At 71.7% G+C, this 21,712-nt stretch carries 23 protein-coding genes and 2 pseudogenes; 16 read left to right on the forward strand and 9 right to left on the reverse strand.

The window, feature by feature from the left end; translation table 11 throughout:
* The first annotated feature begins 13 nt into the window (after window positions 1-13).
* From ACH34R_RS15205 to ACH34R_RS15245, 9 genes are all read left to right on the forward strand, one after another.
* Window positions 14-865: an IclR family transcriptional regulator gene (locus tag ACH34R_RS15205; protein WP_397562059.1), complete on the forward strand. Its 852-nt coding sequence runs from the start codon at window positions 14-16 to the stop codon at window positions 863-865.
* A gap of 193 nt (window positions 866-1,058) precedes the next feature.
* The gene (locus ACH34R_RS15210; RefSeq protein WP_397562060.1) at window positions 1,059-2,357 is read left to right on the forward strand and encodes an ABC transporter substrate-binding protein; all 1,299 of its coding nucleotides are present in this window, start codon (window positions 1,059-1,061) and stop codon (window positions 2,355-2,357) included.
* Window positions 2,354-3,118, forward strand: a complete 765-nt coding sequence (locus ACH34R_RS15215) for an ABC transporter ATP-binding protein (protein ID WP_397562061.1) — start codon at window positions 2,354-2,356, stop codon at window positions 3,116-3,118. Before ACH34R_RS15210 ends, ACH34R_RS15215 begins: the two co-directional genes overlap by 4 nt.
* Window positions 3,115-3,855, forward strand: a complete 741-nt coding sequence (locus ACH34R_RS15220; protein ID WP_397562062.1) for an ABC transporter ATP-binding protein — start codon at window positions 3,115-3,117, stop codon at window positions 3,853-3,855. The genes ACH34R_RS15215 and ACH34R_RS15220 overlap by 4 nt, the downstream gene beginning before the upstream one ends.
* Before the next feature lies 1 nt (window position 3,856).
* Window positions 3,857-4,723, forward strand: coding sequence for a branched-chain amino acid ABC transporter permease (locus ACH34R_RS15225; RefSeq protein WP_397562063.1), 867 nt, complete (start codon window positions 3,857-3,859; stop codon window positions 4,721-4,723).
* On the forward strand, window positions 4,720-5,757 hold the full coding sequence (locus tag ACH34R_RS15230) for a branched-chain amino acid ABC transporter permease (protein ID WP_397562064.1): 1,038 nt from the start codon (window positions 4,720-4,722) through the stop codon (window positions 5,755-5,757). The genes ACH34R_RS15225 and ACH34R_RS15230 overlap by 4 nt, the downstream gene beginning before the upstream one ends.
* The gene (locus ACH34R_RS15235) at window positions 5,741-7,102 is read left to right on the forward strand and encodes an amidase (RefSeq protein WP_397562065.1); all 1,362 of its coding nucleotides are present in this window, start codon (window positions 5,741-5,743) and stop codon (window positions 7,100-7,102) included. The genes ACH34R_RS15230 and ACH34R_RS15235 overlap by 17 nt, the downstream gene beginning before the upstream one ends.
* Window positions 7,099-8,214, forward strand: a complete 1,116-nt coding sequence (locus ACH34R_RS15240) for an NAD(P)-dependent alcohol dehydrogenase (RefSeq protein WP_397562066.1) — start codon at window positions 7,099-7,101, stop codon at window positions 8,212-8,214. Before ACH34R_RS15235 ends, ACH34R_RS15240 begins: the two co-directional genes overlap by 4 nt.
* 36 nt (window positions 8,215-8,250) lie before the next feature.
* Window positions 8,251-9,714, forward strand: a complete 1,464-nt coding sequence (locus ACH34R_RS15245) for a benzaldehyde dehydrogenase (protein WP_397562067.1) — start codon at window positions 8,251-8,253, stop codon at window positions 9,712-9,714.
* Here the strand turns inward: ACH34R_RS15245 and ACH34R_RS15250 are convergent.
* Complete coding sequence (locus ACH34R_RS15250) at window positions 9,677-10,261, reverse strand: hypothetical protein (protein WP_397562068.1); 585 nt, start codon at window positions 10,259-10,261, stop codon at window positions 9,677-9,679. The two genes, ACH34R_RS15245 and ACH34R_RS15250, sit on opposite strands and share 38 nt — an antisense overlap.
* A gap of 222 nt (window positions 10,262-10,483) precedes the next feature.
* Between ACH34R_RS15250 and ACH34R_RS15255 the strand changes: the two genes are divergently transcribed.
* Window positions 10,484-10,648, forward strand: coding sequence for a hypothetical protein (locus tag ACH34R_RS15255; RefSeq protein WP_397562069.1), 165 nt, complete (start codon window positions 10,484-10,486; stop codon window positions 10,646-10,648).
* A gap of 21 nt (window positions 10,649-10,669) precedes the next feature.
* Here ACH34R_RS15255 and ACH34R_RS15260 read toward each other — a convergent pair whose 3' ends face one another.
* Window positions 10,670-11,515: an alpha/beta fold hydrolase gene (locus tag ACH34R_RS15260; RefSeq protein ID WP_397562070.1), complete on the reverse strand. Its 846-nt coding sequence runs from the start codon at window positions 11,513-11,515 to the stop codon at window positions 10,670-10,672.
* 322 nt (window positions 11,516-11,837) lie between these two features.
* Here ACH34R_RS15260 and ACH34R_RS15265 point away from each other — a divergent pair, with 322 nt between their 5' ends.
* Entirely contained in the window at window positions 11,838-12,767 is a 930-nt protein-coding gene (locus ACH34R_RS15265) for an NAD-dependent epimerase/dehydratase family protein (protein ID WP_397562071.1), read from the forward strand.
* Between the two features lie 37 nt (window positions 12,768-12,804).
* Here the strand turns inward: ACH34R_RS15265 and ACH34R_RS15270 are convergent, their stop codons facing one another.
* Together ACH34R_RS15270 and ACH34R_RS15275 are read right to left on the reverse strand one after the other, a co-directional pair.
* Window positions 12,805-12,966, reverse strand: coding sequence for a hypothetical protein (locus tag ACH34R_RS15270; protein ID WP_397562463.1), 162 nt, complete (start codon window positions 12,964-12,966; stop codon window positions 12,805-12,807).
* Window positions 12,967-13,040: 74 nt separating this feature from the next.
* A pseudogene (locus ACH34R_RS15275) lies at window positions 13,041-13,118 on the reverse strand (hypothetical protein); the annotation flags it as partial.
* Between ACH34R_RS15275 and ACH34R_RS15280 the strand changes: the two are divergent.
* Window positions 13,095-13,349, forward strand: a complete 255-nt coding sequence (locus ACH34R_RS15280; RefSeq protein WP_397562464.1) for a hypothetical protein — start codon at window positions 13,095-13,097, stop codon at window positions 13,347-13,349. The pseudogene ACH34R_RS15275 and the gene ACH34R_RS15280 overlap by 24 nt on opposite strands.
* Window positions 13,350-13,585: 236 nt before the next feature.
* Here ACH34R_RS15280 and ACH34R_RS15285 read toward each other — a convergent pair whose 3' ends face one another.
* Window positions 13,586-14,383, reverse strand: a complete 798-nt coding sequence (locus ACH34R_RS15285; RefSeq protein WP_397562072.1) for a DUF899 domain-containing protein — start codon at window positions 14,381-14,383, stop codon at window positions 13,586-13,588.
* Window positions 14,384-14,484: 101 nt separating this feature from the next.
* Between ACH34R_RS15285 and ACH34R_RS15290 the strand changes: the two genes are divergently transcribed.
* Complete coding sequence (locus tag ACH34R_RS15290) at window positions 14,485-15,000, forward strand: winged helix-turn-helix transcriptional regulator (protein ID WP_397562073.1); 516 nt, start codon at window positions 14,485-14,487, stop codon at window positions 14,998-15,000.
* Window positions 15,001-15,045: 45 nt separating this feature from the next.
* On the opposite strand, the gene ACH34R_RS15295 is transcribed toward ACH34R_RS15290, so the two are convergent.
* Window positions 15,046-16,014 carry a LysR family transcriptional regulator gene (locus ACH34R_RS15295; protein WP_397562074.1) on the reverse strand — a complete coding sequence of 323 codons (969 nt, stop codon included), beginning with the start codon at window positions 16,012-16,014 and terminating at the stop codon, window positions 15,046-15,048.
* Window positions 16,015-16,240: 226 nt separating this feature from the next.
* On the opposite strand from ACH34R_RS15295, the gene ACH34R_RS15300 reads away from it, so the two are divergent.
* Window positions 16,241-16,702, forward strand: coding sequence for a hypothetical protein (locus ACH34R_RS15300; RefSeq protein WP_397562075.1), 462 nt, complete (start codon window positions 16,241-16,243; stop codon window positions 16,700-16,702).
* A gap of 61 nt (window positions 16,703-16,763) precedes the next feature.
* Here the strand turns inward: ACH34R_RS15300 and ACH34R_RS15305 are convergent.
* Both ACH34R_RS15305 and ACH34R_RS15310 read right to left on the reverse strand, forming a co-directional pair.
* A pseudogene (locus ACH34R_RS15305) lies at window positions 16,764-17,991 on the reverse strand (IS701 family transposase).
* A 156-nt stretch (window positions 17,992-18,147) separates the two neighbouring features.
* On the reverse strand, window positions 18,148-18,417 hold the full coding sequence (locus ACH34R_RS15310; protein WP_397562076.1) for a helix-turn-helix domain-containing protein: 270 nt from the start codon (window positions 18,415-18,417) through the stop codon (window positions 18,148-18,150).
* 86 nt (window positions 18,418-18,503) lie between these two features.
* On the opposite strand from ACH34R_RS15310, the gene map reads away from it, so the two are divergent.
* Window positions 18,504-19,328, forward strand: a complete 825-nt coding sequence (gene map / locus ACH34R_RS15315) for a type I methionyl aminopeptidase (protein ID WP_397562453.1) — start codon at window positions 18,504-18,506, stop codon at window positions 19,326-19,328.
* Between the two features lie 261 nt (window positions 19,329-19,589).
* Window positions 19,590-20,897 carry a hypothetical protein gene (locus ACH34R_RS15320; RefSeq protein WP_397562077.1) on the forward strand — a complete coding sequence of 436 codons (1,308 nt, stop codon included), beginning with the start codon at window positions 19,590-19,592 and terminating at the stop codon, window positions 20,895-20,897.
* A 22-nt stretch (window positions 20,898-20,919) separates the two neighbouring features.
* On the opposite strand, the gene ACH34R_RS15325 is transcribed toward ACH34R_RS15320, so the two are convergent.
* Window positions 20,920-21,630, reverse strand: coding sequence for a DJ-1/PfpI family protein (locus tag ACH34R_RS15325; protein WP_397562078.1), 711 nt, complete (start codon window positions 21,628-21,630; stop codon window positions 20,920-20,922).
* Between the last annotated feature and the right edge of the window lie 82 nt (window positions 21,631-21,712).

Below are 21,712 nucleotides of genomic sequence, written 5' to 3' on the forward strand. Positions count from 1 at the left end.
GTATCCTGACGATGTGAGCGACGACGAGCCTCCCCGTCCCCGCGGCCGTGCCAAGGGCGACTCCAGCGCCTTCTCGGTGTCCCTGGAGCGCGGCCTGCGCATCCTGTCGGCCTTCGGCGGCGACCGCTCCGTGCTCGGGATCGCCGACCTCGCGCGGGCGGTCGGGCTCAACAAGAGCACCACCTACCGCTACGTCGCCACGCTGACCAAGCTGGAGTACATCCGCCAGGACCCGGAGACCAGGAAGTACTTCCTCGGCCCTCGGGTGGTCGACCTCGGCTTCGCGGCGATCGACTCCATGGAGCTGACCCGGGTCGCCGGCCCGGTGCTCCAGGCCCTGGCCGATGAGACCGGCTTCACTGTGAGCATGGCGCTGTGCGACGGCCCCGACGTCGTCTACGTCGACCGCAGGCGCAGCAGCCGGCGAAACGCCCTGGCCATGGACCTCAACCTGCACGTCGGCTCCCGGCTGCCCGCCTACTGCACCTCGATGGGCAAGGTCTTGCTGGCGCACAAGAACCCGGCGGCGCTCCGGCAGATCCTGGACCGCACCGACCTGGCCCGGCGCGGCCCCAAGACGATCACCAACCGGGAGCAGTTGCTCGCGGCCCTGGCCAAGGTGCGCCAGAGCGCCGTGGCGGTCAACGACGAGGAGCTGGCCCCGGGCCTGCGCTCGTTCGCCGCGCCGGTCCGCGACCGCGTGGGCGAGGTCGTCGCCGCGGTCAACGTCGCGGTCCACCTGACCAGCGCGCCGGCCACCATGGAGGCGCTGGCCGCCCGGCTGGAGCCACCGTTGCGGCGCACGGCCGCCGAGATCTCCAAGCGACTCGGCTACCGCCCGCGCGGCCAGCAGTCGTTCCAATAGCACAAATCGCGTTTCACTCACCGAAACCCACCGTTGCTCTGGCGCTGGCCGGACCATACGGTCAGGGCAACTTCCCGCCACCCGAGATCCGGTCTTCCCTGGGGGTGGACGAGCGAGTTGTGCCCTCGAAGAGCGACCGCGGTGTCCCGGGGACGAGCGATGCCCGCCAACACCGTCGACTAAGGAGTTTGCCGTGCGCGACATTCCCACGGGCGGCCTGGGCCGCCGTTCCTTCCTCGGCGCGGCGGCCGCCCTCGGCGGCGCCTCCCTGGTGAGCGCCTGCGGCGGCCTGAAGGGCACCGGCGGCTCGTCGTCGGACGTGCTCAAGATCGGCTACGTCAGCCCCCAGACCGGGCCGCTGGCCGGATTCGCCACCGCGGACAACTTCGTGGTCAAGCAGATCCAGCAGGCGGTGCGCGGCGGCTTCACGGCGGGCGGCGTCAAGCGGCGGATCGAGATCGTCGTCAAGGACACCCAGTCCAACCCCAACCGCGCCACCGAGGTCACCCGGCAACTGATCAACAGCGACAAGGTGGACCTCATCGTCGGGTCCTCCACGCCCGACACCACCAACCCGGTGGCCGACCAGTGCGAGGCCAACGGCATCCCGAACGTCACCACGATCGCCCCGTGGGAGGCGTGGTTCCACGGCCGGGGTGGCAAGCCGGGCGAGGGCTTCAAGTACACGACGCTGTTCTTCTTCGGCATGCAGGAGTTCGCCGACTGCTTCTTCCCGATGTGGGACCGCGCCGACGTCTCCTCCAAGAACGTGGCCGCGCTGTGGCCCAACGACACCGACGCCAACGCCTTCAGGCAGGGGCTCGGGCCGATGATGAAGAAGTCCGGCTACACCCCGGTGGACGGCGGCGCCTACCAGAACGGCGCCACCGACTTCACCGCGCAGATCGCCACCTTCAAGGAGTCCGGCGCCGACCTGTTCACCTGCACCCCGATCCCGCCGGACTTCCAGACCTTCTGGAAGCAGGCCCGCCAGCAGGGTTTCAAGCCCAAGCTGGCCACCGTCGCCAAGGTCATGCTGTTCCCCTCCGAGGCCGAGGCGCTGGGCGGGCTCGCCGCCAACATCGCCACCGACTTCTGGTGGAGCCCGGCCCACCCCTACAAGTCCGTCCTGGACGGCAAGTCCGCCAAGCAGCTCGCCGACGACTTCGCCGCCGAGACCGGCAAGCAGTGGACCCAGGCCCTCGGATCGGTGTACTCGCTGTTCGAGATCGCCATCCAGGCGTTCAAGGAGGCGAGCGACCCCAAGGACCGCGACGAGGTGGCCGCCAAGCTGCGCGGCATGAAGATCAGGTGCATGAGCGGCGACCTCGACTTCACCGCGGGCCCGCAGCCCGGCATCGCGCTCCAGCACCCGGTCGGCGGCCAGTGGCGCAAGGGCGAGCGGTTCCCGTGGGACGTGGTGATCGTGGACAACTCCGCCAACAAGGCCGTCCCGGTCGGCGGCGACCTGCTGCCCACCAACGCCCGATGACCGAGCCACTGCTGCGCCTTACCGGCATCACCAAGAGCTTCGGCAAGGTGACCGTCGCCGGCGACCTCTCCCTGTCGGTGCGGGCCGGGGAGGCGCTGGGGATCGTGGGCCCGAACGGGGCGGGCAAGTCCAGCCTGTTCGGGATGATCTCCGGTGACCTCCGGCCGGACCGGGGGACGGTGTGGTTCGCCGGGCGGGAGATCACCGGCGCCCCGCCGCACGCCCGCACGAGGGCCGGGATCGGGCGCACCTACCAGGTGCCGCGGCCCTTCTCGCACCTGACCGTCTTCGAGAACGTGCTGGTCTGCGGCCACCAGGGGGCGGGCCTCAAAGGCCGGCAGGCGTGGGCGCACGCGATGGACGTACTTGAGCGCACCGGCCTGGCCGCCCTCGCCAACACCCCGGCGGGCCGGCTCACGCTGTTGCAGCGCAAACGCCTGGAGATGGCCCGCGCGCTCGGCACCGGCCCCCGGCTGCTCCTGCTGGACGAGGTCGCCGGCGGGCTGACCGAGCCCGAGGTGCACGAACTCGTCGAGGTCGTCGGGCGGCTGCACGCCGAAGGGCTGGGCGTGGTGTGGATCGAGCACGTCGTCCACGCGCTGGTCAGCACCGTCGAGCGGATGATCTGCCTGGCCGGCGGCGACGTGGTCGCCGACGGCGAGCCGATGCACGTGCTCGCCGACCGCAAGGTGCGCGAACTGTACCTCGGGGCCGGTCCCGAGACCGGTTCCGGGACGAGCGCGCCGGAGGAGGGGGCATGACGCTGCTGTCGATCCGCGACCTCACCGTGTACCACGGGCAACTGCGCGCGGTGGACGGGCTCAGCCTGGAGGTGGAGCGCGGCGAGGTACTGGCGATCATCGGCGCCAACGGCGCGGGCAAGTCCACCCTGCTGCGGGCCGTGGCCGGGCTCAACCCGCCCGCGTCCGGGTCCATCACCTTCGACGGCACCGACATCACCAGGATGCCCGCCCACAAACGGGTGCCGGCGGGCATCGCGCTGGTGCCGGAGGGGCGGCGGCTGTTCCGGTCCCTGACGGTGGAGGAGAACCTGCTGGCCGGCGCGTACCGCAGGCGCCCCGGCGCCTGGAACCTCGCCCGCGTGTACGAGCTGTTCCCCTGGATGGCCGACCGGCGCGCGCAGAACGCCGCCCAGCTCTCCGGCGGCGAGCAGCAGGCGGTGGCGATCGGCAGGGCGTTGCTGTCCAACCCCGCGCTGCTGCTCATCGACGAGTTGTCACTCGGGCTCGCGCCGGTGGTGGTCCGCCGCATCTACGAGGTGCTGCCGGACATCGTCACAGCCGGTACCACCGCGCTGCTCGTCGAGCAGGACGTCTCGCAGGCCATGCGCGTCGCCGACCGGCTGCACTGCCTGCTGGAAGGCCGGTCCGTGCTGCGCGGGCGGCCCAGGGAGCTGACCCCCGAGCAGGTCGAGCACGCCTACTTCGGCATCGGGACGGCGTACGCCGGGGGGACCCCGGGAAAGGGAGGCGACTGACATGGGCTGGCTCAACGCCGTCGTCCAGGGGCTGCTGCTCGGCGGCCTGTACGCGCTGTTCGCGACCGGCCTGTCGCTGATGTTCGGCGTCATGCGGATCGTCAACCTCGCGCACGGCGACCTCGCGGTGGTCGCCTCGTTCCTGGCGCTCGCGATGGTCAGCGGGACCGGCCTGCCGCTGTGGGTCGTGGTGGTGGTGACCGTGCCGCTGTTCGCCCTGCTCGGCTACCTGACCCAGCGGGTACTGCTGCAACGCAGCCTGGGCGCGGGCCCGCTGGCCACCCTGCTGGTCACCTTCGGCCTGTCCATCGTGCTGCAGAACCTCCTGCTTGAGGTCTTCTCGGCGGACACCCGCACGCTCGACGGCGGCTCCTTCGCCACCGCCTCCTTCCACCTCACCGACTCCACCTCGGTCGGTTACCTGTCGCTGACGACGTTCCTGCTGGCCTGCGCCGCCCTGGCGGGCATCCAGATGTTCCTGTCGCGCACCGGGCTCGGCCGGATGCTGCGCGCCTCCGCCGACGACCGGGAGACCGCGAGCCTGATGGGCGCCGACAGCAGGCACGTGTACGGCATCGCCACCGCCATCGCGTTCGCCACCGTCGCGCTGGCCGGGCTGATGTTCGCGATGCGCTCGTCGTTCGACCCGTCCATCGGACCCTCCCGGCTGATCTTCGCCTTCGAGGCCGTCGTCATCGGCGGGCTCGGCTCCCTGTGGGGAACGCTGCTCGGCGGGATGGTCCTGGGCGTCGCCCAGTCGCTGAGCGCGCAGGTCGACCCGGCGCTGACCCTGCTGGCCGGGCATCTCATCTTCCTCGCCGTGCTGGCCTTCCGGCCGCAGGGCCTGCTCGCGGGAAGGGCCGCATGACACTGTCACAGACGCTGATCGCGCGGGCGGCGCAGGTCCGGGTGAGCCGCGCGGCCAGGTCCTCCAAGGTGTCGGCCGCGGCCATGGCGCTGAGCGCGGTGGTCTTGGCGGCGCTGCCGTTCCTGGTGTTCAGCACGGTCACCGACACGCTGGTCAACCTGTTCGTGCTGATCGCGCTGGCGAGCATGTGGAACCTGCTGGCCGGGTTCGGCGGGCTGGTGTCGGTGGGGCAGCAGGCCTACATCGGCATCGGCGCCTACAGCGTCATCGCACTGGCCGACCAGGGCGTGCAGCCGTACCTGGCGGTCCCGCTCGGCGCGCTCACCTGCGCGTTGTTCGCGGTGCCCACCTCCTGGCTGGCGTTCCGGCTGCGCGGCGACTACTTCGCGGTCGGGACCTGGGTGATCGCCGAGGTGTACCGGCTGCTGGTGGTGCGGATCGACGGCGTGGGCGGCGGCAGTGGGAAGGGCCTATCCGGAATGTCCGGCATCGACCAGACCCTCCGTGGCGCGCTCACGTACTGGATCGCGCTCGCCCTCGCACTGGCCACCATCGGCGGGTGCTACCTGCTGCTGCGCGGCCGGGCCGGCCTGTCGCTGATGGCCGTGCGGGACGAGGAGACCGCGGCCAGCTCGGCCGGGATCGACGTGACGCGGGCCAAGCGGCTGGTCTACCTCATCTCGGCGGCGGGCTGCGGCGCGGCCGGCGGCGTGATCACGATCAGCTCGCTCAGCGTCAATCCCGACGCCATCTTCAGCGTGCAGTGGTCCGCGTACATGATCTTCATCGTGGTGATCGGCGGGATCGGCTACATCGAGGGCCCGCTGCTCGGGGCGCTGGTGTTCTTCGCGTTGCAGCAGGTGCTCTCCGACTACGGCTCGTGGTACCTGGTGCTGCTCGGCGCGGTCGGCGTCGCGGCGGCGCTCTGGCTGCCCGGCGGGCTGTGGGGCCTGGTACGCGACCGGACCGGGCTGAGCCTGTTCCCGGTCGGCTACCACGTCAGGGAGGGGGGCGGCGATGCCGCTTCCCGCTGAGACGGCCACGGCGGCGATCGCCGCCATCGCCCGCGGCGAGATCACGCCCGCGGAGCTGACCGAGCACCTGCTGAGCCGGATCGAGGCCACCGAGCCGGACCTGCACGCCTACGCCACGGTGACCGCCGAGCGGGCCCGCGCCGAGGCGGCCGCGCTGAGCGCGGAGGCGGCCCGCGGCGTACGGCGGGGCCCGCTGCACGGCCTGCCCATCGGCATCAAGGACCTGATCGACACGGCGGGCGTCCCCACCCGCTACGGTTCGCCCAGATTCGGCGACCACGTGCCGCAGCGGGACGCGAGCGCGGTACGCGGCCTGCGCCGCGCCGGCGCGGTGCTCCTCGGCAAGCACACCACCCACGAACTGGCCTGGGGCGGGCGCACCGACAGCCCGTTCTTCGGCCCCACGCACAACCCCTACCGGCGGGGCCGCATCCCCGGCGGGTCCTCCGGCGGGTCGGCGGCCTCCGTGGCGGCGGGCAGTTCGCTGGGGGCGCTCGGCTCCGACACGGCCGGCAGCGTGCGCATCCCGGCCGCGCTGAGCGGCTGCGTCGGCTTCAAGCCGACCCGCGGCCGGATTCCGCTGGACGGCGTGCTGCCGCTGGCCCCTTCGCTGGACCACCTCGGGGTGCTGGCGCGCACGGTGGACGACGCCGCCGCGCTGACCGCCGCCCTGGCCGGCCCGCTGCCGCGGGACCACCCCGACGAGCCGCGGGTGGGCTGGCTGGGCGGCTGGTACGACGCGGTGCTCGCGCCCGAGGTGCGGGCCGTGCTCGCGGACGTCCGCGCCCTGCTGGACGGGCACGGCGTGCGGGTGACGGACGTCGTCGTCCCCGACCAGCCGCTCATGCCGTACGCGGCGCTGGAGCGGATCGTCCGCGAGGCGGGCGCGTTCCACAGGGAGGCGTTCGAGCGCGACCCCGCGCTGTTCGGGCCGGACATCGCCGAGCTGATGCGCAAGGTCCCGCCCTCGGCCGCGGAGACCGAGCGGCACGAGGCGGCGCTGCGCCGCTCCACCGCCGCCCTGCGCGACGCGCTGGCCGCCCACGACGTGCTGGTCAGCGCCACGGTACCGATCCTCGCCCCGCCCATCGGCGCGATGACCGTCACGATCGAGGGGCGCGAATGGCCCATCGAGCCGATGCTGACCCGGCTCACCTCGCCCTGCAACGTCGCCGGGCTCCCGGCGATCTCCGTGCCGGTGGCGCTCGCCGACGGCCTGCCGGTCGGCCTGCAGATCATCGGCGCGGCGATGCGCGACGAGGCCGTACTGCGCGTGGCCCGCCTGGTGGAGAGCCTGACTCCGCCACTGCCGTCCCCCTTCGCAGCCGGGAGGAGCCCCCGATGAAGGTGTCCGCCGCCGTCGTGGAAGAGCTCGGCGCGCCGTTCCGCGTCGAGGAACTGGAACTCGACGAACCAGGGCCGGGGGAGGCGCTGGTACGGATCGTCGCCTCCGGGATCTGCCACACCGACGAGATCACCCGGCACGGTGACCTGCCGATGCCGTTCCCCGGCGTGCTCGGGCACGAAGGCGCGGGGGTGGTCGTCGCGGTGGGCGACGGCGTCACCGCGGTACGGCCGGGCGACCACGTGGTCATCGGCTGGCCCTCCTGCGGCACATGCCGCAACTGCCGGGACGGCGAGCCGCGGTACTGCGCCCGGCTCGGCGAGGCGCTGTGCGGGGGCGGGCGGCTGCTCGGCCCGCACGCCGGGCGGCCGGCGCTGCGCCGCCCCGGCGGGACCCCGGTGCACAGCCACTTCTTCGGCCAGTCCTCGTTCGCGACCTACTCGCTCACCTGGGCCGAGGCCCTGGTCGTCGTGCCCAAGGACGCGCCGCTGGCCCTGCTGGGGCCGCTGGCCTGCGGGTTCTCCACCGGCGCCGGGGCCGTGCTGAACACCCTGCGCCCCGCCCCCGGCGCGAGCCTGGTCGTGTACGGCGTCGGCGCGGTCGGCCTGGCCGCGGTGATGGCCGCCCGGCTCACCCCGGCCACCACGATCATCGCGGTGGACCGGCACCCCGCCCGGCTGGCGCTGGCCGCCGAACTGGGGGCCACGCACACCGTGGACGCCCGCGCGGCCGACCCCGTCGCCGAGGTGCGCCGCCTGTGCGACGGGCCCACCGACCACGCCCTGGAATGCACCGGCGTGATCTCGGTCGTCCGGCAGGCGGCCGACAGCGTCGGGATGCTCGGCACCTGCGTGCTGATCGGCGGCGCCCCGGCCGGGGCGGAGTTCGGCCTGGACCACCTGTCCACCCTGTGGGGCAAGCGGATCGTCGGCACGCTCGGCGGCAGTGGCCGCGCGCAGCCCCTGATCGGCGCGCTGATCGAGCTGCACCGGCAGGGCCGCTTCCCGTTCGACCGGCTGGCCCGCTTCTATGAGCTGGGGGAGATCGGCGAGGCGCTCGCGGCGAGCCGCCGCGGCGAAGTGATCAAACCGATCCTCCGCATGGACCATTGAGACACGAGCGACATGAGACAAGGGAGAGGGAGCTCAGTGACACTGCTCGACGGCGTCGACTGGCAGGGGAACATCTTCAAGAAGGGCGAGTGGACGGCCGGGCGCGGCGGCGACTATCCCGTCATCGAGCCCGCCACCGGGGCCGAACTCGGCCGGATGGGAATGGCCGGGGCCGAGGACGTCGCCGAGGCCGCCACCGCCGCGGCCGAGGCCCAGCGCGAGTGGGCGGCGATGCCGCACACGGCCCGCGCCGCCGTCCTGCGCAGGGCCGGAGACCTGTGGCAGCGGCACGCCGAGGAGATCCGCGGCTGGAACATCCGCGAGGTCGGCGCGGTCCCCGGCATGGCCGAATTCTCGCTGCACGTGGCGGCGGAGGAGTGCTACGAGGCCGCCGGGCTGCCCGGGCGGGCGATCGGTGAGATCCTGCCCTCGGAGCAGCCCCGCCTGTCCATGGCCCGGCGGATGCCGGCCGGGGTGGTCGTGGTGATCTCACCCTTCAACGTGCCCATCATCCTCGGCATCCGCTCGGTGGCCCCGGCGCTCGCGCTCGGCAACGCGGTCATCCTCAAGCCCGACCCGCGTACCGCGGTGACCGGCGGAACCCTGATGGCCCGCGTGTTCGAGGAGGCCGGCCTGCCCCCGGGCGTGCTCCAGATGCTGCCCGGCGGCCCGGAGGTCGGGGAGGCCCTGATCACCCATCCGAGCGTACGGGTCATCTCCTTCACCGGCTCCACCGCCGTCGGCCGCCGGATCGGCGAGCTCGCCGGCCGGCACCTCAAGCGCGCGCACCTCGAACTCGGCGGCAACTCCGCGCTGCTGATCCTCGACGACGCGGACGTGGACCAGGCCGCCACCCTGGCCGCCTGGGGCTCGTTCTTCCACCAGGGGCAGATCTGCATGACCACGGGCCGTCACCTGGTCGCCGACGGGCTGTACGACGCGTTCGTCGAACGCCTCGCGGACAAGGCCGCCGCGCTCACGGTCGGCGACCCGGCGGCCGGCGAGGTCGCGCTCGGCCCCGTCATCGACGCGGGACAGCGCGACAAGATCCACCGCCTGGTCACCGCCAGCGTCGAGCAGGGCGCCCGGCTCGCCGGCGGCGGGGCCTACCAGGAGCTGTTCTACCGGCCCACCGTGCTGGCCGACGTCCCGCTGACCGCGCCCGCGTTCGCCGACGAGGTGTTCGGCCCGGTCGCGCCCGTCACCCGCGTCACCTCGACCGAGGAGGCGGTACGGCTGGCGTCCGCGAGCGAATACGGACTGGCCCTGGGCATCGTGACCCGCGACGTGATGCGCGGCCTCGCCGCCGCCGAACGCATCCCGACCGGCATCGTCCACATCAACGACCAGACGGTGAACGACGAGGCCAACGCCCCGTTCGGCGGCGTCCTCGCCTCCGGCACCGGCTCCCGCTTCGGCGGCGCCCAGGCCAACATCGAGGCGTTCACCGAGACCCGCTGGATCACCATGCGCGGCGAACCCCCGGCCTACCCCTTCTGACCCGCCCGGCCCGGCCCGGCCCGGCCCCGGCAAGCTCCGGGGCCGGTTCCCGCCACACAGCGAAGATCACGAATGTGCCGGCGGTGACCAGGCAGGACGCCGCGTAGAGCGCCAGCAGCGCCGAACGCGGCGAGCCCACCACATGGCTCGCCACCATGGCGAGCACCGAGGTCACCGGGAACACCGACCGCAGCCCCCAGTACGCCAGCAGCCGATGCGGCAGCGGGTGGGTCCGCACGAAGTGCTCCCAGCCGAGATCACCGGGACCGACCCGGCCCTCCACCCTCTCGCGCAGGTAGGCCGCGATCCTGGTGATCAGATGCGCCTTGTAGAGCCACGCGATCCCGAGCACCAGGGACAGCAGCGGGTAGACGAGGACGACGGCCGTGTTGCCGGCCTCGAAGCCGACGGAGAGTATGACGCCGAACGCCACCACCGTTCCGCCGATGAGCTGGGTCTGTAACCCGGTGAGCTGGACGATCTCCGCACGCAGGCTGGTGTACTCGGCGACGGCGAGTTGCGTGCGATCCCATGTTGATGAGGTCACTTCGGGCATATACCCCTGGGCGGCGGGCGACCAAGGCGGCGTAGGGCGATCGGCCCCCGCCCTACGCCGCCGACGGGATGTTACTCCTCGGCCGAGTAGTTGACGAGGAAATACCCCGATTCTGGGACAACCGGAACGGTCCCAAATTTCTGGTGGCCGATGGCTGGACTTCGCCGGAGGGCGAAGTGGACAATTTCGATCACCGTGCGTGGAAGGGTGTCGATGTCGCTCCTGAAGAAGATCGGCCTTGGTGTGCTGGCCGTCGTGGTGCTGATGGTCGTCGTTCCGGGGGCCTGGAAGATCGTGCTCGTGGCGCTGGCCGCCGTGGTCTTCGGGGTCTACTGCTGGTTCCTCTGGGGGGAGGACAGCAGGTCCAAGCGGAACTGACCGGTACGGCGGCGCGCCGCGTCAGCCTAGCCCGCCGACGATCTCGGCGACCCGGTCCGGCATCGACAGGAACGGTGAGTGGGCGGTGTCCAGTGCGACGGTCAACGTCGGGTTGCCGGGGAAGGCGGCGTCGGCGTCGTCGATGAACTTCCGCTGGAGCGGCGGCCGGATCGTCATGTCCTGCGCGCACCCCACGTACGTCCGGGGGACCGAGCCCCAGCCGTCGCTGGTCAGCGTGGTGGTGCCCAGCGCGATCCCGAGGGGTGCGTCCGGCGTCAGCAGCCCGAGCGCGGCGTCGGCGTCGGCCGGGTCGAGGTCGCCGTAGAACGCCTGGCGGAGTTGGGCGCGGTAGGCGGGCTCGGCCGAGACGGTGTCGAGTCGCAGCGCGCCCACCGCCCCCGGGTCGGCCCGCACCGACGGGCCGATCAGTTCGCCCGCGTTCTCCGGCATCGTGGCGCACTCCATGGCCGAGACGCCGGAGGCGGGCATGAACGCCGCCAGGTACACCGCGTGCGCGATCAGTTCGGGGGCCTGCTCGGCGGCGCGCGTCAGGACGGACCCGCCCATGCTGTGCGCCACGACCGTGACCGGCCCGCCCCGCCCCAGCCGCCTGATCTGGGACACCAGCAGGTCACCGGCCTGGTCGAGATCGACGTCCGCCACCGGTGACTTCTCGGTGGCCAGGCGCTCGGGAGAGAACGGCCGTCCGGTGACCGACTCCGGACGCCGGGCGCGCAGTCCGTGCCCGGCCAGGTCCACGGCCAGGGCCTGCCGGCCGGAGTCGGCGACGTGGGCGAGCACCTCGCTCCAGCACCAGGAGCCGTGCCAGAAGCCGTGGACGAACAGCAGCGGGGTGGTGGTGGTCATCGGCGCTCCTTGGAAGATCTCGGGGCCGCCGCCGCGGTTCGGGACGGCCGGCGATACGGCCATGGAGATGACCTCCGCCGGGCCGCTGTGACGATTCACAAGGTGATCTCGGTCACTGTGGTGTCCCCGGCCGGACGGCCCTGGAAATCGGTTTCGCCCGCCATGTCACAGTGAGGCCCTGTCGACTTGTCGTAAGGGGTGCCATCAAATCCGGTAAGTCAGACATGGAGGTCGTCATGGCACGGGCCATCGCGAACGTGGTCGTGGCCTCAAAGGCGCCCGATCCGCCCGGCGTCACCCTTTCGCTGGGGAGGCGGGCGCGATGAGGGTTCTGCTGGCAGGAGCCACCGGCGCGGTCGGGGTTCCGCTGCTGTCCGCGCTGGCCGACGCGGGGCACAAGGTGATCGCGATCATCCGCGATCCGGCCAAACGGCAGCTCATCACCAATTACGGGGCGATTCCCGTCATCGCCGACGTACTGGATCGCGAAGCGCTGCTCCGCGCGGTCGACGGCCAGGGCGCCGACGTGGTCATGCACCAGGCCACGGCGCTGCGCGGCGCCCCGCGCAAGCTGCGGCCCGATGACCTGACCATCGCCCTGCGCGGCAAGGGGACGGAGAACCTCCTGCACGCGGCCCGCGTGGTCGGCGCGCGGCGGTTCGTCACCCAGTCGCTGATCACCGGGTACGGCTACTGCGACCACGGCGAGCGGCTGCTCACCGAGGACGACGAGTTCGGCAGGCACGTCGGCACGGTGGCCGACCTGGTCACCGACTCCAGCGTGGCGACCGAGCGGCAGGTGTTCGCGGCGGACGGCATCGAGGGCATCGCGCTGCGGTACGGGATGTTCTACGGTAAGAACGCGTTCAGCGACATGTTCGCCGACATGATGCGCAAGCACGCGCCGGTGCTGCCACGGGGCAGGACGGGGGTCACCTCCTTCATCCACGTGGACGACGCCGCTTCGGCCGCGGTCGCCGCGATGGAACGGGGCAAGGCCGGCGAGGCGTACAACATCGTGGACGACGAACCGATGAGCTGGCGCGACTTCCTGACCACGGTCGCCCGCGTACACGGCACTCCGCGCCCGGTGGTGACCCCGCAGTGGATGATCCGCCTGGCCGTGCCGTACCTCGGCTGCCTCCTGATCGACACGAAGATGCGCATCTCCCACGCCAAGGCCACCCGCGACCTCGCCTGGACCCCGGCCTACCGCAACCTCCACGAGGGCCTGGCCGCCCACGCCGGGTAGCTCCGACCTCGGGCCGGCGCACCCCGCCGGCCCGTGATCACTTCCTGTCCAGCGCGTCGCGTACGGTGGCGAGGGCGGCGGCCAGCTCCGCCCGCTGCTCGGTGGTCAACCCGCCGAAGGCGCGGTCCTCCAGCTCGGCCCAGACCTGGCGGATGCGCGGGCACAGGTCCCGGCCGGTGGCGGTGAGCCGTACGAGCATGGCCCGGCGGTGGGCTCGGACGGTGAGCGGGCGATCAGGCCGGCCCGTTCCATCGTGCCGAGGGTCACCGAGACCGTCGAGCGGTCCCGGCCGAGAAAGCGGACCAGCTCCGACTGCTGCACCGGGCGGTGATCCTCCAGGTACAGCAGCACCGGTTCCTGTGGTGGCGTGACCCCGATCCGGGCGAGGAGCTCGTGCGCGAGCGTGGCGTGCCGGCGTACGACCTGCAACAGGAGCGAGCCGAGCGGCGCGCCGGGGCGGAGGAGGCCGCCACCATGTTCGGCTGGTTTGAGAACGAGGGGTACCAGGCCGACCTTCCGGCCCTGCGCGAACGGTTCCCCGGCCTGGTGGGCTTCGAGACCTGGCTGCGCGAGACGCGGTAGGCGGGAGCCCGCCGGTCGGTACCGTCGGACGCGGGCCGCCTCCCGCGATGCCGTGGTGTCCTTGACCACCGGCGGCTTCAGGAAGCCGGTGGCCCGGGCCACCGGGATGGCGATCACGGCGATGACCAGGCCGGTGATGATCGCGGCGGAGGTGGTGAAGCCGCCCCCAGGAACAGCGTGGTCAGGACGAGGTTCGCCCTGCTCGGCCGCAGTGCCTTCGGTGGCGCACCCATGATCTAGGACTCGTCGTACTCGTCGGGCAGGCGCAGGCCGGGGCCGCCGACCTCCCGGCCGAGCGGGGTCGCGCGCCCCTTCGGCTCCTCCCACGCCTCCTGACGGCCGAGCACGGTGAGGTCGAGGTAGGGGTAGCCGTTGTGGAACTCCTCGATCCCGCGGCCGAACGTGGAGTAGGTGTGGTACACGACGCCGTCGACCTGGAGGAACGCGCTGATGCCCGGCCAGTCGCCGCGCAGGTCCGGCGACCACGGCATGCCGGCCTCGGCCAGCTCGGCCTCGTCCCGGAAGTAGATCTGCACCGGAGCGACCCGGTCGTCCACGGTCGCGTGGAAGTCGTAGTTGAAGTCGCTGCCGTATGAGGAGTACCAGGGGAACGTCCAGCCCATCCGCTCGCGGAACGCGGCGATCTTCTCGTACGGGGCCCGGGTCACCGCGGCGAGCGTGGTGTTGCGGACGTGCAGTTGCCTCGGGTCGCCGATGCGGTCGGCGGCGGAGGAACAACTGGGGCAGCCGGTGTCGCGGGGGTGCTCGTTTCCCTCGGCGTCGACGTCGTTGATCCACATGAAGTGGTGGACGACCAACTGGGGCCGCCCCTCGAACAGGTCGAGCAGGCTCACGCTCCCGTTCGGGCCCTCGAACGTGTACGGCTTGTCGATGCGCACCATGGGCAACCGGCGGCGCTCGGCGTTCACCCGGTCATGGGCCCGGGTGAGCTCCTTCTCCTTGACCAGCAGCTCCTTGCGCGCGGCGAGCCATTCCTCGCGCGACACCACCTCGGGCAGATTGTCCAGTGACATCTGTGCCTCCTCGAACTGCTCTCGTTTTGCAACCGCTCTCACCGTAGGAGACAATATTGCGAAACGCAACCGGTTCGGAGATGAGTGCAGTGCGCAAGGACATGCGGTCGACATGCCCGATCAACCTGTCGCTGGAGATCTTCGGGGACCGCTGGACCCTGCTGGTCCTCCGCGACATGATCTTTACCGGCGCACGGCACTTTCGTGAACTGCTCAACGGTCCCGAGCGGATCTCGTCGAACATCCTCGCCGACCGGCTCGCCCAGCTCGTCGAGCACGGGCTGCTGACCAAGGCCGAGGACCCCTCGCACCGGCAGAAGGTCGTCTACAGCCTGACCGAGCAGGCGATCCAGCTGGTGCCCGTCTTCGTCCAGCTCGGCGCCTGGGGGACCCGCTACCTCCCGGTCGGCGATGAGTACGCCGCCCGTGGAGAGGTGCTCGCCACCGGCGGCCCGGCGGCCGTGGCGGCGTTCATGGACGAACTCCGCGAAGCCCACCTCGGCCCCGGGAGCCGCCGGCGGCCGGCCCCCGCCGGGCCCGCCATCGCCGCGCAGATGCAGGCCGCCTACACCGCCGCGCTCGACCGCGCGGGCGGCGGGCGGCCGGCCGCTCGGTGACCGGGTCCCGCACAGACGGCCACCGCGGTCCTGCGGCCGACGTCCTCACCGCCCCGGGGTGTGTTCGTGGCGAGCGGGCACGTCCGTCCCGTGGGCCGGCAGGCCCGGTACGCCCGGCACGAACGCCCCCGCGTCCCGAAGCTCGTGGACGATCTCGACGAACGCCGGCACGGCGGGTGTGGTGGTGTCCCGCCGCCAGGCGATGCGCTGGTCGGCGAGCGGGCACGGGTCGGTGAAGGGCCGGTAGACCACGCCGGCGAACGGCCGGGCCGCGGCGGAGGCGGCGACCGTGATCCCGATGGCCGCGCCCGTGAGCACCAGTGGCAGCAGCCGGTCCAGGCTGGAGATCTCCCGGTGGATCGTCACCACGGCGCCGTGGGCTCGCAGGTGGCCGACGATGTGGTCGTGCAGCCAGGGGTTGAGTTCCCGCTCGTTCACGATGATCGGCTGATGGGAGAGCCGGGCGGGATCGACGGCGTCCTCGGCGGCGAGCGGATGACCGGTGGCCACGGCGACGACGAACGGCTCGCGGACCACCAGCAGGGACGCAAGGCCGGGCCGCGCCTCGGAGTTCCAGCCGAAGCCGATGTCCAGGCGGCCCTCTTCGAGCGCGTTGAGCTGGTCGAAGGTGGTCATCGGAGACGGTGCCAGCCGTACTTCGGGCAGGCGGGCGCGTAACAGGGGAACGGCGAGCTGGAACAGCCGCGGGCCGAGATCCTCGGCGTGACCGATGCGGAGCTCGCCCGCGGGGGCGGCGACGGCCCGGCGGCCGGCGTCGAGCGCGTGCCGGGCCGCCGCCACCGCTCGGCGGGCCTGGGGCAGGAACGCCTCCCCCACCGCGGTCAGGGCCACCCGGCGGCTGGTGCGGGTGAACAGCGGGGCGCCGATCTGATGCTCCAGTCTGCGGATCTGTTCGCTGACCGACTGCTGCGTGACGTGCATCCGGGCCGCAGCCCTGCCGAAGTGCAGTTCTTCTGCGACCGCGATGACGTACTCAAGCTGGCGAAGCTCCACGGCCCCCATGATTCCAGCGCATCGACAGGTTTGGACAGGATCAACAGGCCCGGCCTGTCAGACGTACGCCGATTCATCGTTGATCACCTTGCGGGGGCGCGGTGTCATGTAGACGGGAAATCGCAATGGCCATCCTTGATGAGCACAGAATCATAGGAAATATCGACTCTTTCCATTGGGCGGAGATGGTCATGCGTACCGGAAACCGCTTTCGATCGGAGGATTCATGAATCGGCCCCGGAAATTCGCCACGCTGACCGCGGTGATCGCCGCCGGACTGCTGACCATCACGTCGAGCGCGGTCGGTACGGCGAGTGCCACCCCGTTATCGCCCGATACGGGCGGGCCGGAAAATGAAACCCGGGTTTCGGAGGTCTACCCGGGCTGCGAGGTGTTCTTCGACACTCCTCGGGTCGTGGACGGCAAAGTGCGCTTCACCGGTGGCGCGAAATGCTCCGACTCCGCTCCGGCCGAGGTGCAATGGCTGGTCATCTGGCTGGAGCCGGACAACAACGCGCCTTACGACGAATGGTTCGGCGAGAGGACCGGTTCCGCCAAGTCCCACTCCGCGAGCAGCACCGTGCCGTGCGTCAGCGGGCACTATCAGGGCACGCTCTTCGCCTCCGTGTACGGCAACAAGGGCGTCGACCAGATCTGGGTCGACCGGGAGGCGACCATCACCTGCTGACGCCCACCCCGAGGTCCATAGTGCCGTCGAGGACGGCTAGTACTCCAGTGACATTTCGCGATCATGGTTCGGGTCTGCGCTGGTAGTGGCAGCGTCGTGCGGTGGCCTGGTGCCGTCGGCGCCAGTGCGACCAGCGCAGGACATCGGTGATGGAGCGGTGCCGGATCAACACGAGGACGGCGAGCAAGCGGCGGATCTCGGGCAGTGTCAGCGGGATGTGGTCCTGGTCGCTGGGTGGCTGGGCGGCGGCGATGGCCGCCAGCAGGGCCAGGGCGAGCATGGCCAGGGTGATGTGCCGGTGCCAGGCCGTCCAGCCGCGGACCTGGTAATGATCCAGTCCAGCCTGACCTTTGGCCGCCTGGAAGGACTCCTCCACCGCCCACCTGATTCCGGCGATCTTGACCAGGGCCGTCAGCGGCTGCCTGGTGGACGCATGGCAGCGGTAGAACGCCAACTCTCCGGTGCTCAGGTTGCGCCTGATCAGTAGCCGCCGATACCCGCCGGCTTCGCTTTCGTCGATCCGCGCCCAGGCCCAGGCGTACCAGCGCGGGCCCTTGGCGCCCTGGCCGGCGCGGTAGCGGTGCCAGTGCCGATCGGCCACCCGGGTTGCGACTTCGGCCGCGTTCACTTCGATGCCCTCCAGATCGACCCGCCGGTTACCGGCGATGGCCAGCACATAGCCGATCCCGCGCTCCTCCAGGGCGGCGCGCAGGCGCGGGTCTTGGCCGTAGACCTCATCCCCGCTCACCCAGTTCGCCGGTACCCCGGCATCGATCGCGGCCAGGAGCATCGCGGTGGCCAGGGCGGGCTTGGTGGCGAACTGCGTCTGGTCCGGGACGCCGGCGGTATGGCAGCGGCCGGGGTCGGCCGGCCAGGTGTGCTCGGGCAGGTAGAGGCGACGGTCCAGCAGTGCTCGCCCGGCCGGGGTGGCATAGGCGAGGAACACGCCGATCTGGCAGTTTTCGATCCGGCCTGCGGTGCCGCTGTATTGCCGCTGCACCCCGGGCCGAAGTGGTGCCCTTCTTGACGAACCCGGTCTCGTCCACGATCAGTACGCCGCCGGGGCCGAGCCGGTCGACGATGAAATCGCGTACGTCATCGCGGACGGCGTCGGCGTCCCAGCGGGCGGTGCGCAGTAGCCGTTGCAGCGTCTGTGGTCCGGCCAGTCCGGCGTGTTCGGCCAGGTTCCAGCAGTTCTTGCGGTCGATGTCGGCCAGCAGTCCGCGTACGTAAGCGCCGGTGGCGCGGCGGGGCTCGATGCGGCCGAACCGGCCGGCGATCCGGGCCATCAAGTCGTTGAAGATGACCATCCAGGCGTCTGGGTCTACGCTGTGGCTCGCGGCCACCGCCCGATCTTTCGTTGTCCTCACAAACTCCGAATGATCACGCGGTGGCCGTTGCCATGTGGCCTGAACGGCGCAAGATCGCCAAGTGTCACTGGAGTACTAGGAGACGGCTTCCAGTGGGAGGTGGCTGCCGCGCCAGGTGGCCGCCAGTTCTTCCACCGGCACGTTGAGGGCCTCGCCGAGGGAGACGATCGTGCCGAATCCCGGGGACGGCAGGCGTCCGGTCTCGATCTTGCGCAGGGTTTCCGGTGAGATGCCGGCCGCGTGCGCGATCTCGGTCAGGTCGCGTTCCCCTCGCGCGTGGCGTAGCAGGGCGCCGAGACGCCTGCCGGCTTCGATCTGCTCGGGGGTGAGCGGTTGACGGACCATGCCCCCAGGATAGGGCTGGTATTACTATACCGGCAAGTGTTAGGGTGCCGGTATAGTAATACCGACACCTGTTGAGTGAGGTACTCGTGATCGAGTTCAAGACGCCTGCGGAGATCCAGCGCATGCATGTGGCCGGGCGTTTCGTCGCCGAGGTGCTGTCCGAGGTGGGCCGGCTCGCCGATGTTGGCGTCAATCTCCTCGACCTGGAACACCATGTGCGCGGCATGATCGAGCAGCGCGGGGCGGAGTCGTGCTACTGGGATTATGCGCCGTCCTTCGGGCGCGGCCCGTTCCGCAATGTCATCTGCCTGTCGGTCAACGATGCCGTCCTGCACGGCCTGCCCCACGACTACACGCTGCGCGACGGCGACGTGCTCAGCGCGGACATCGCGGTCGGCATCGACGGCTGGGTGGCCGACTCGGCGCGCACGATCATCGTGGGGACCGCCGCCGAGGAGGACCTGCGGATCATCCGCGCCACCGAGGAGGCGTTGGAGGCGGCGATCGAGATGGCCCGTCCGGGCAACCGCGTCGGCGACATCTCTGCGGCCATCTGGGCGGTGGCGCGCGACTACGGCTACCCGGTCAACACCGAGTTCGGCGGCCACGGCATCGGCCGCACCATGCACGAGGGCCCGCACGTCTCCAACAAGGGCCGGGCGGGGCGCGGCCTCACGCTCCGGCCAGGGCTGGCCCTCGCGCTCGAACCTTGGTTCGCCCGTACGACCGACCAGATCATCTACGACGCCGACGGCTGGACCATCCGCTCGGCGGACGGCTCGCGCACGGCCCACTCCGAGCACACGGTGGCCATCACCGAGGACGCCCCCCTCGTGCTCACCCGACGCGCATCAGAGACACCTGCGGAGCGGGCCGGTTCCACCGGCCGCCTGTCCGCACAGGACGCCTGACGCAGCCCCGGTTCGCCCCGCACCGGCCCGATCCACCCTTGGCCGTGTCCGAGTAGCCCCCTCCCACCGCCCCAATGGGCGTCTGTGCGCACGGGCCGCTTGACGCGGCCCCCCGTTCGCTCCACGCCGGTCCGATCGGACGGTTTCCTGCCCGATCGGCTTTCTGGTGGTGTCCGCGTACCTTCATCCGCCGGTGAGGTGTCACAGAGCGGAGGGCGGGGGCGTCTGGTGGGTGACGGACGACGGGGGAGGGGTGTGGCGTTGATCCTTGCTCATGGCATCGGCGGGCGGGCGGATCTGCCGATACCGATGTGGCTGGCGCTCTATACGGGGGCGGGGGCGGTGCTGATCGCGTTCTTCGCGGTGTCGGTGCTGCGGCCCCGGCCGCGGTCGGCGTCGGCGGGGGTGTCGCTGCCGGGCGTCGTGCGGAAGGCGGTGGACGCGCGTGGGATTCGCCTGGCGCTGCGGGCCTGCGGGCTCGCCGGATTCGGCCTGCTGCTGGCCACGGCGTGGCTGGGCGTGGACGACCCGGCGGCCAATCCGGCGCCCGCGTGGTTCTACGTGTGGTTCTGGGTCGGTCTGATACCGGCCTCACTGCTGTTCGGGCCGATCTGGCGGCTGGTCAACCCGCTGCGCTCACTGTCCGCCCGCGCGCGCCGGTGCCTGCCGAAGGCCCTGCGCCGGCAGGGGCCGCCGGCGCGGCTCGGTCACCTGCCCGCGCCGGCCGGCATGGTCGCCTTCCTGTGGCTGGAACTGGCCTCCCCGCACCCCGGCTCCCCGCGCGCGGTGGCGCTGTTCGTGACCGTCTACGCGGTGGCGCACACGGTGGGCGGGGCGGTGTACGGCCCGCGGTGGTTCGACCGCGCGGACACCTTCGAGGTGTACTCCGGCCTGCTCGCGACCCTCGCCCCGCTCGGCCGGGACCCCGGCGGGCGGCTGGTGCTGCGCACCCCGGCGGCCGGGCTGCGGGCCGGCCGCGCCGACGCGGGGCACACCGCGCTCGCGCTCGTGGTGCTCGGCGGGACCATGTACGACGGCCTCAGCAGGCTGTCACTGTGGATCGACCTCACCCGCGCGGTCGGCCGCCCGGCCGCCACGCTGCTCGGCACCGCCGCGCTCGGGCTGGTCATCGCGCTCAACTTCCTGGCCTACCGGGACGCCCTGCGGATGACCCGCCCCTATCTGCGGCCGTCGGCGACCGCTCCGGACCACCAGTTCACCCACTCACTGGTGCCGCTCATGGTCGGGTACGGCGTGGCGCACTACTTCTCCTTCGCCGTCTTCGAGGGCCAGCGCGGCTGGCTGCTGGCCACCGATCCGTTCGGCCGCGGCTGGGACCTGCTCGGCGTCGGCGGCGCCGGGGTCGACTACACGGTGCTGGCGCCGTCGCTGATCGTCGTCGTCCAGATCACCGCGATCGTTCTCGGCCACATCGCCGGGGTAGTGTCCGCCCACGACCGGGCGCTCGCCGTGGTCCGCCCCGGCGACCTGCGCACCGGGCAGTACCCGATGCTCACGCTCATGGTGGTCTACACCGGCATCGGCATCACGCTGATGTCCGCGGGCTGAGGAGCGGTACGCCCCCCGCCCGTCACCCGCCGGACTTGAGCCGGGCCGCGAGGCGGCCGGCGAGCGGATGGTCGCCCAGGCCGTCGCGGACCCACCTTTCCCCGGCCACGGCGCCCAGCGCCTTCGGGGCCCTGTCCCAGTCCAGCCCGCCGAGCGGCGGCGCCGGGTCGTACTCGATGAAGAACTGCACGGACCTGGCCACCTCCTCGCCGGCCAGTTCCTGGGTCAGGTGCAGCGCCATGTCGATCCCGGCCGCCACACCGGCCGCCGTCAGGACCGGGCCGTCCGCGACCCAGCGCTCGCGGACCGGGGTCGCGCCGAACTCCGGCAGCGCGTCGAGCATCGCCCAGTGCGTGGTGGCCCGCCGTCCCGCAAGCAGCCCCGCCGCCCCCAGGATGAGCGCGCCGGTGCACACCGAGGCCGCGGGACGCGCCTCGGGCGCGGCCCCGCGCAGGTAGGAGAGCAGCGTCTCGTCGGTCAGGGCGCGCAGCGTGGGCCCGCCGCCGCCGGGCACCACCACCACGTCGGGGGCGGGCACGTCGGCGAAGGTGTGGCTCGCCCGCACGTGGAGCGGGGTGTCGGTCTCCAGGACCTCCAGCCGTTCGGCCACCACGACCGTCCGGTAGTCCGGGCGGAGCGCGGAGAGCGCGGAGAGCACCTGGAGCGGGCCGACCACGTCGAGAATGGTGCAGCCGGGGTAGAGCACGAACGCGATCGTCTTCTCGGTTGCCATGCCCTCATCCTGAGCCCTCGTACCAGAGGCCGCCGGATCTTGACCGGAATCCTGCGTTTTATGGCCCTATCGAGGTGGTCCG

This window comes from Spongiactinospora sp. 9N601 (assembly GCF_044326295.1).
GTDB classification, from domain to species: domain Bacteria; phylum Actinomycetota; class Actinomycetes; order Streptosporangiales; family Streptosporangiaceae; genus Spongiactinospora; species Spongiactinospora gelatinilytica.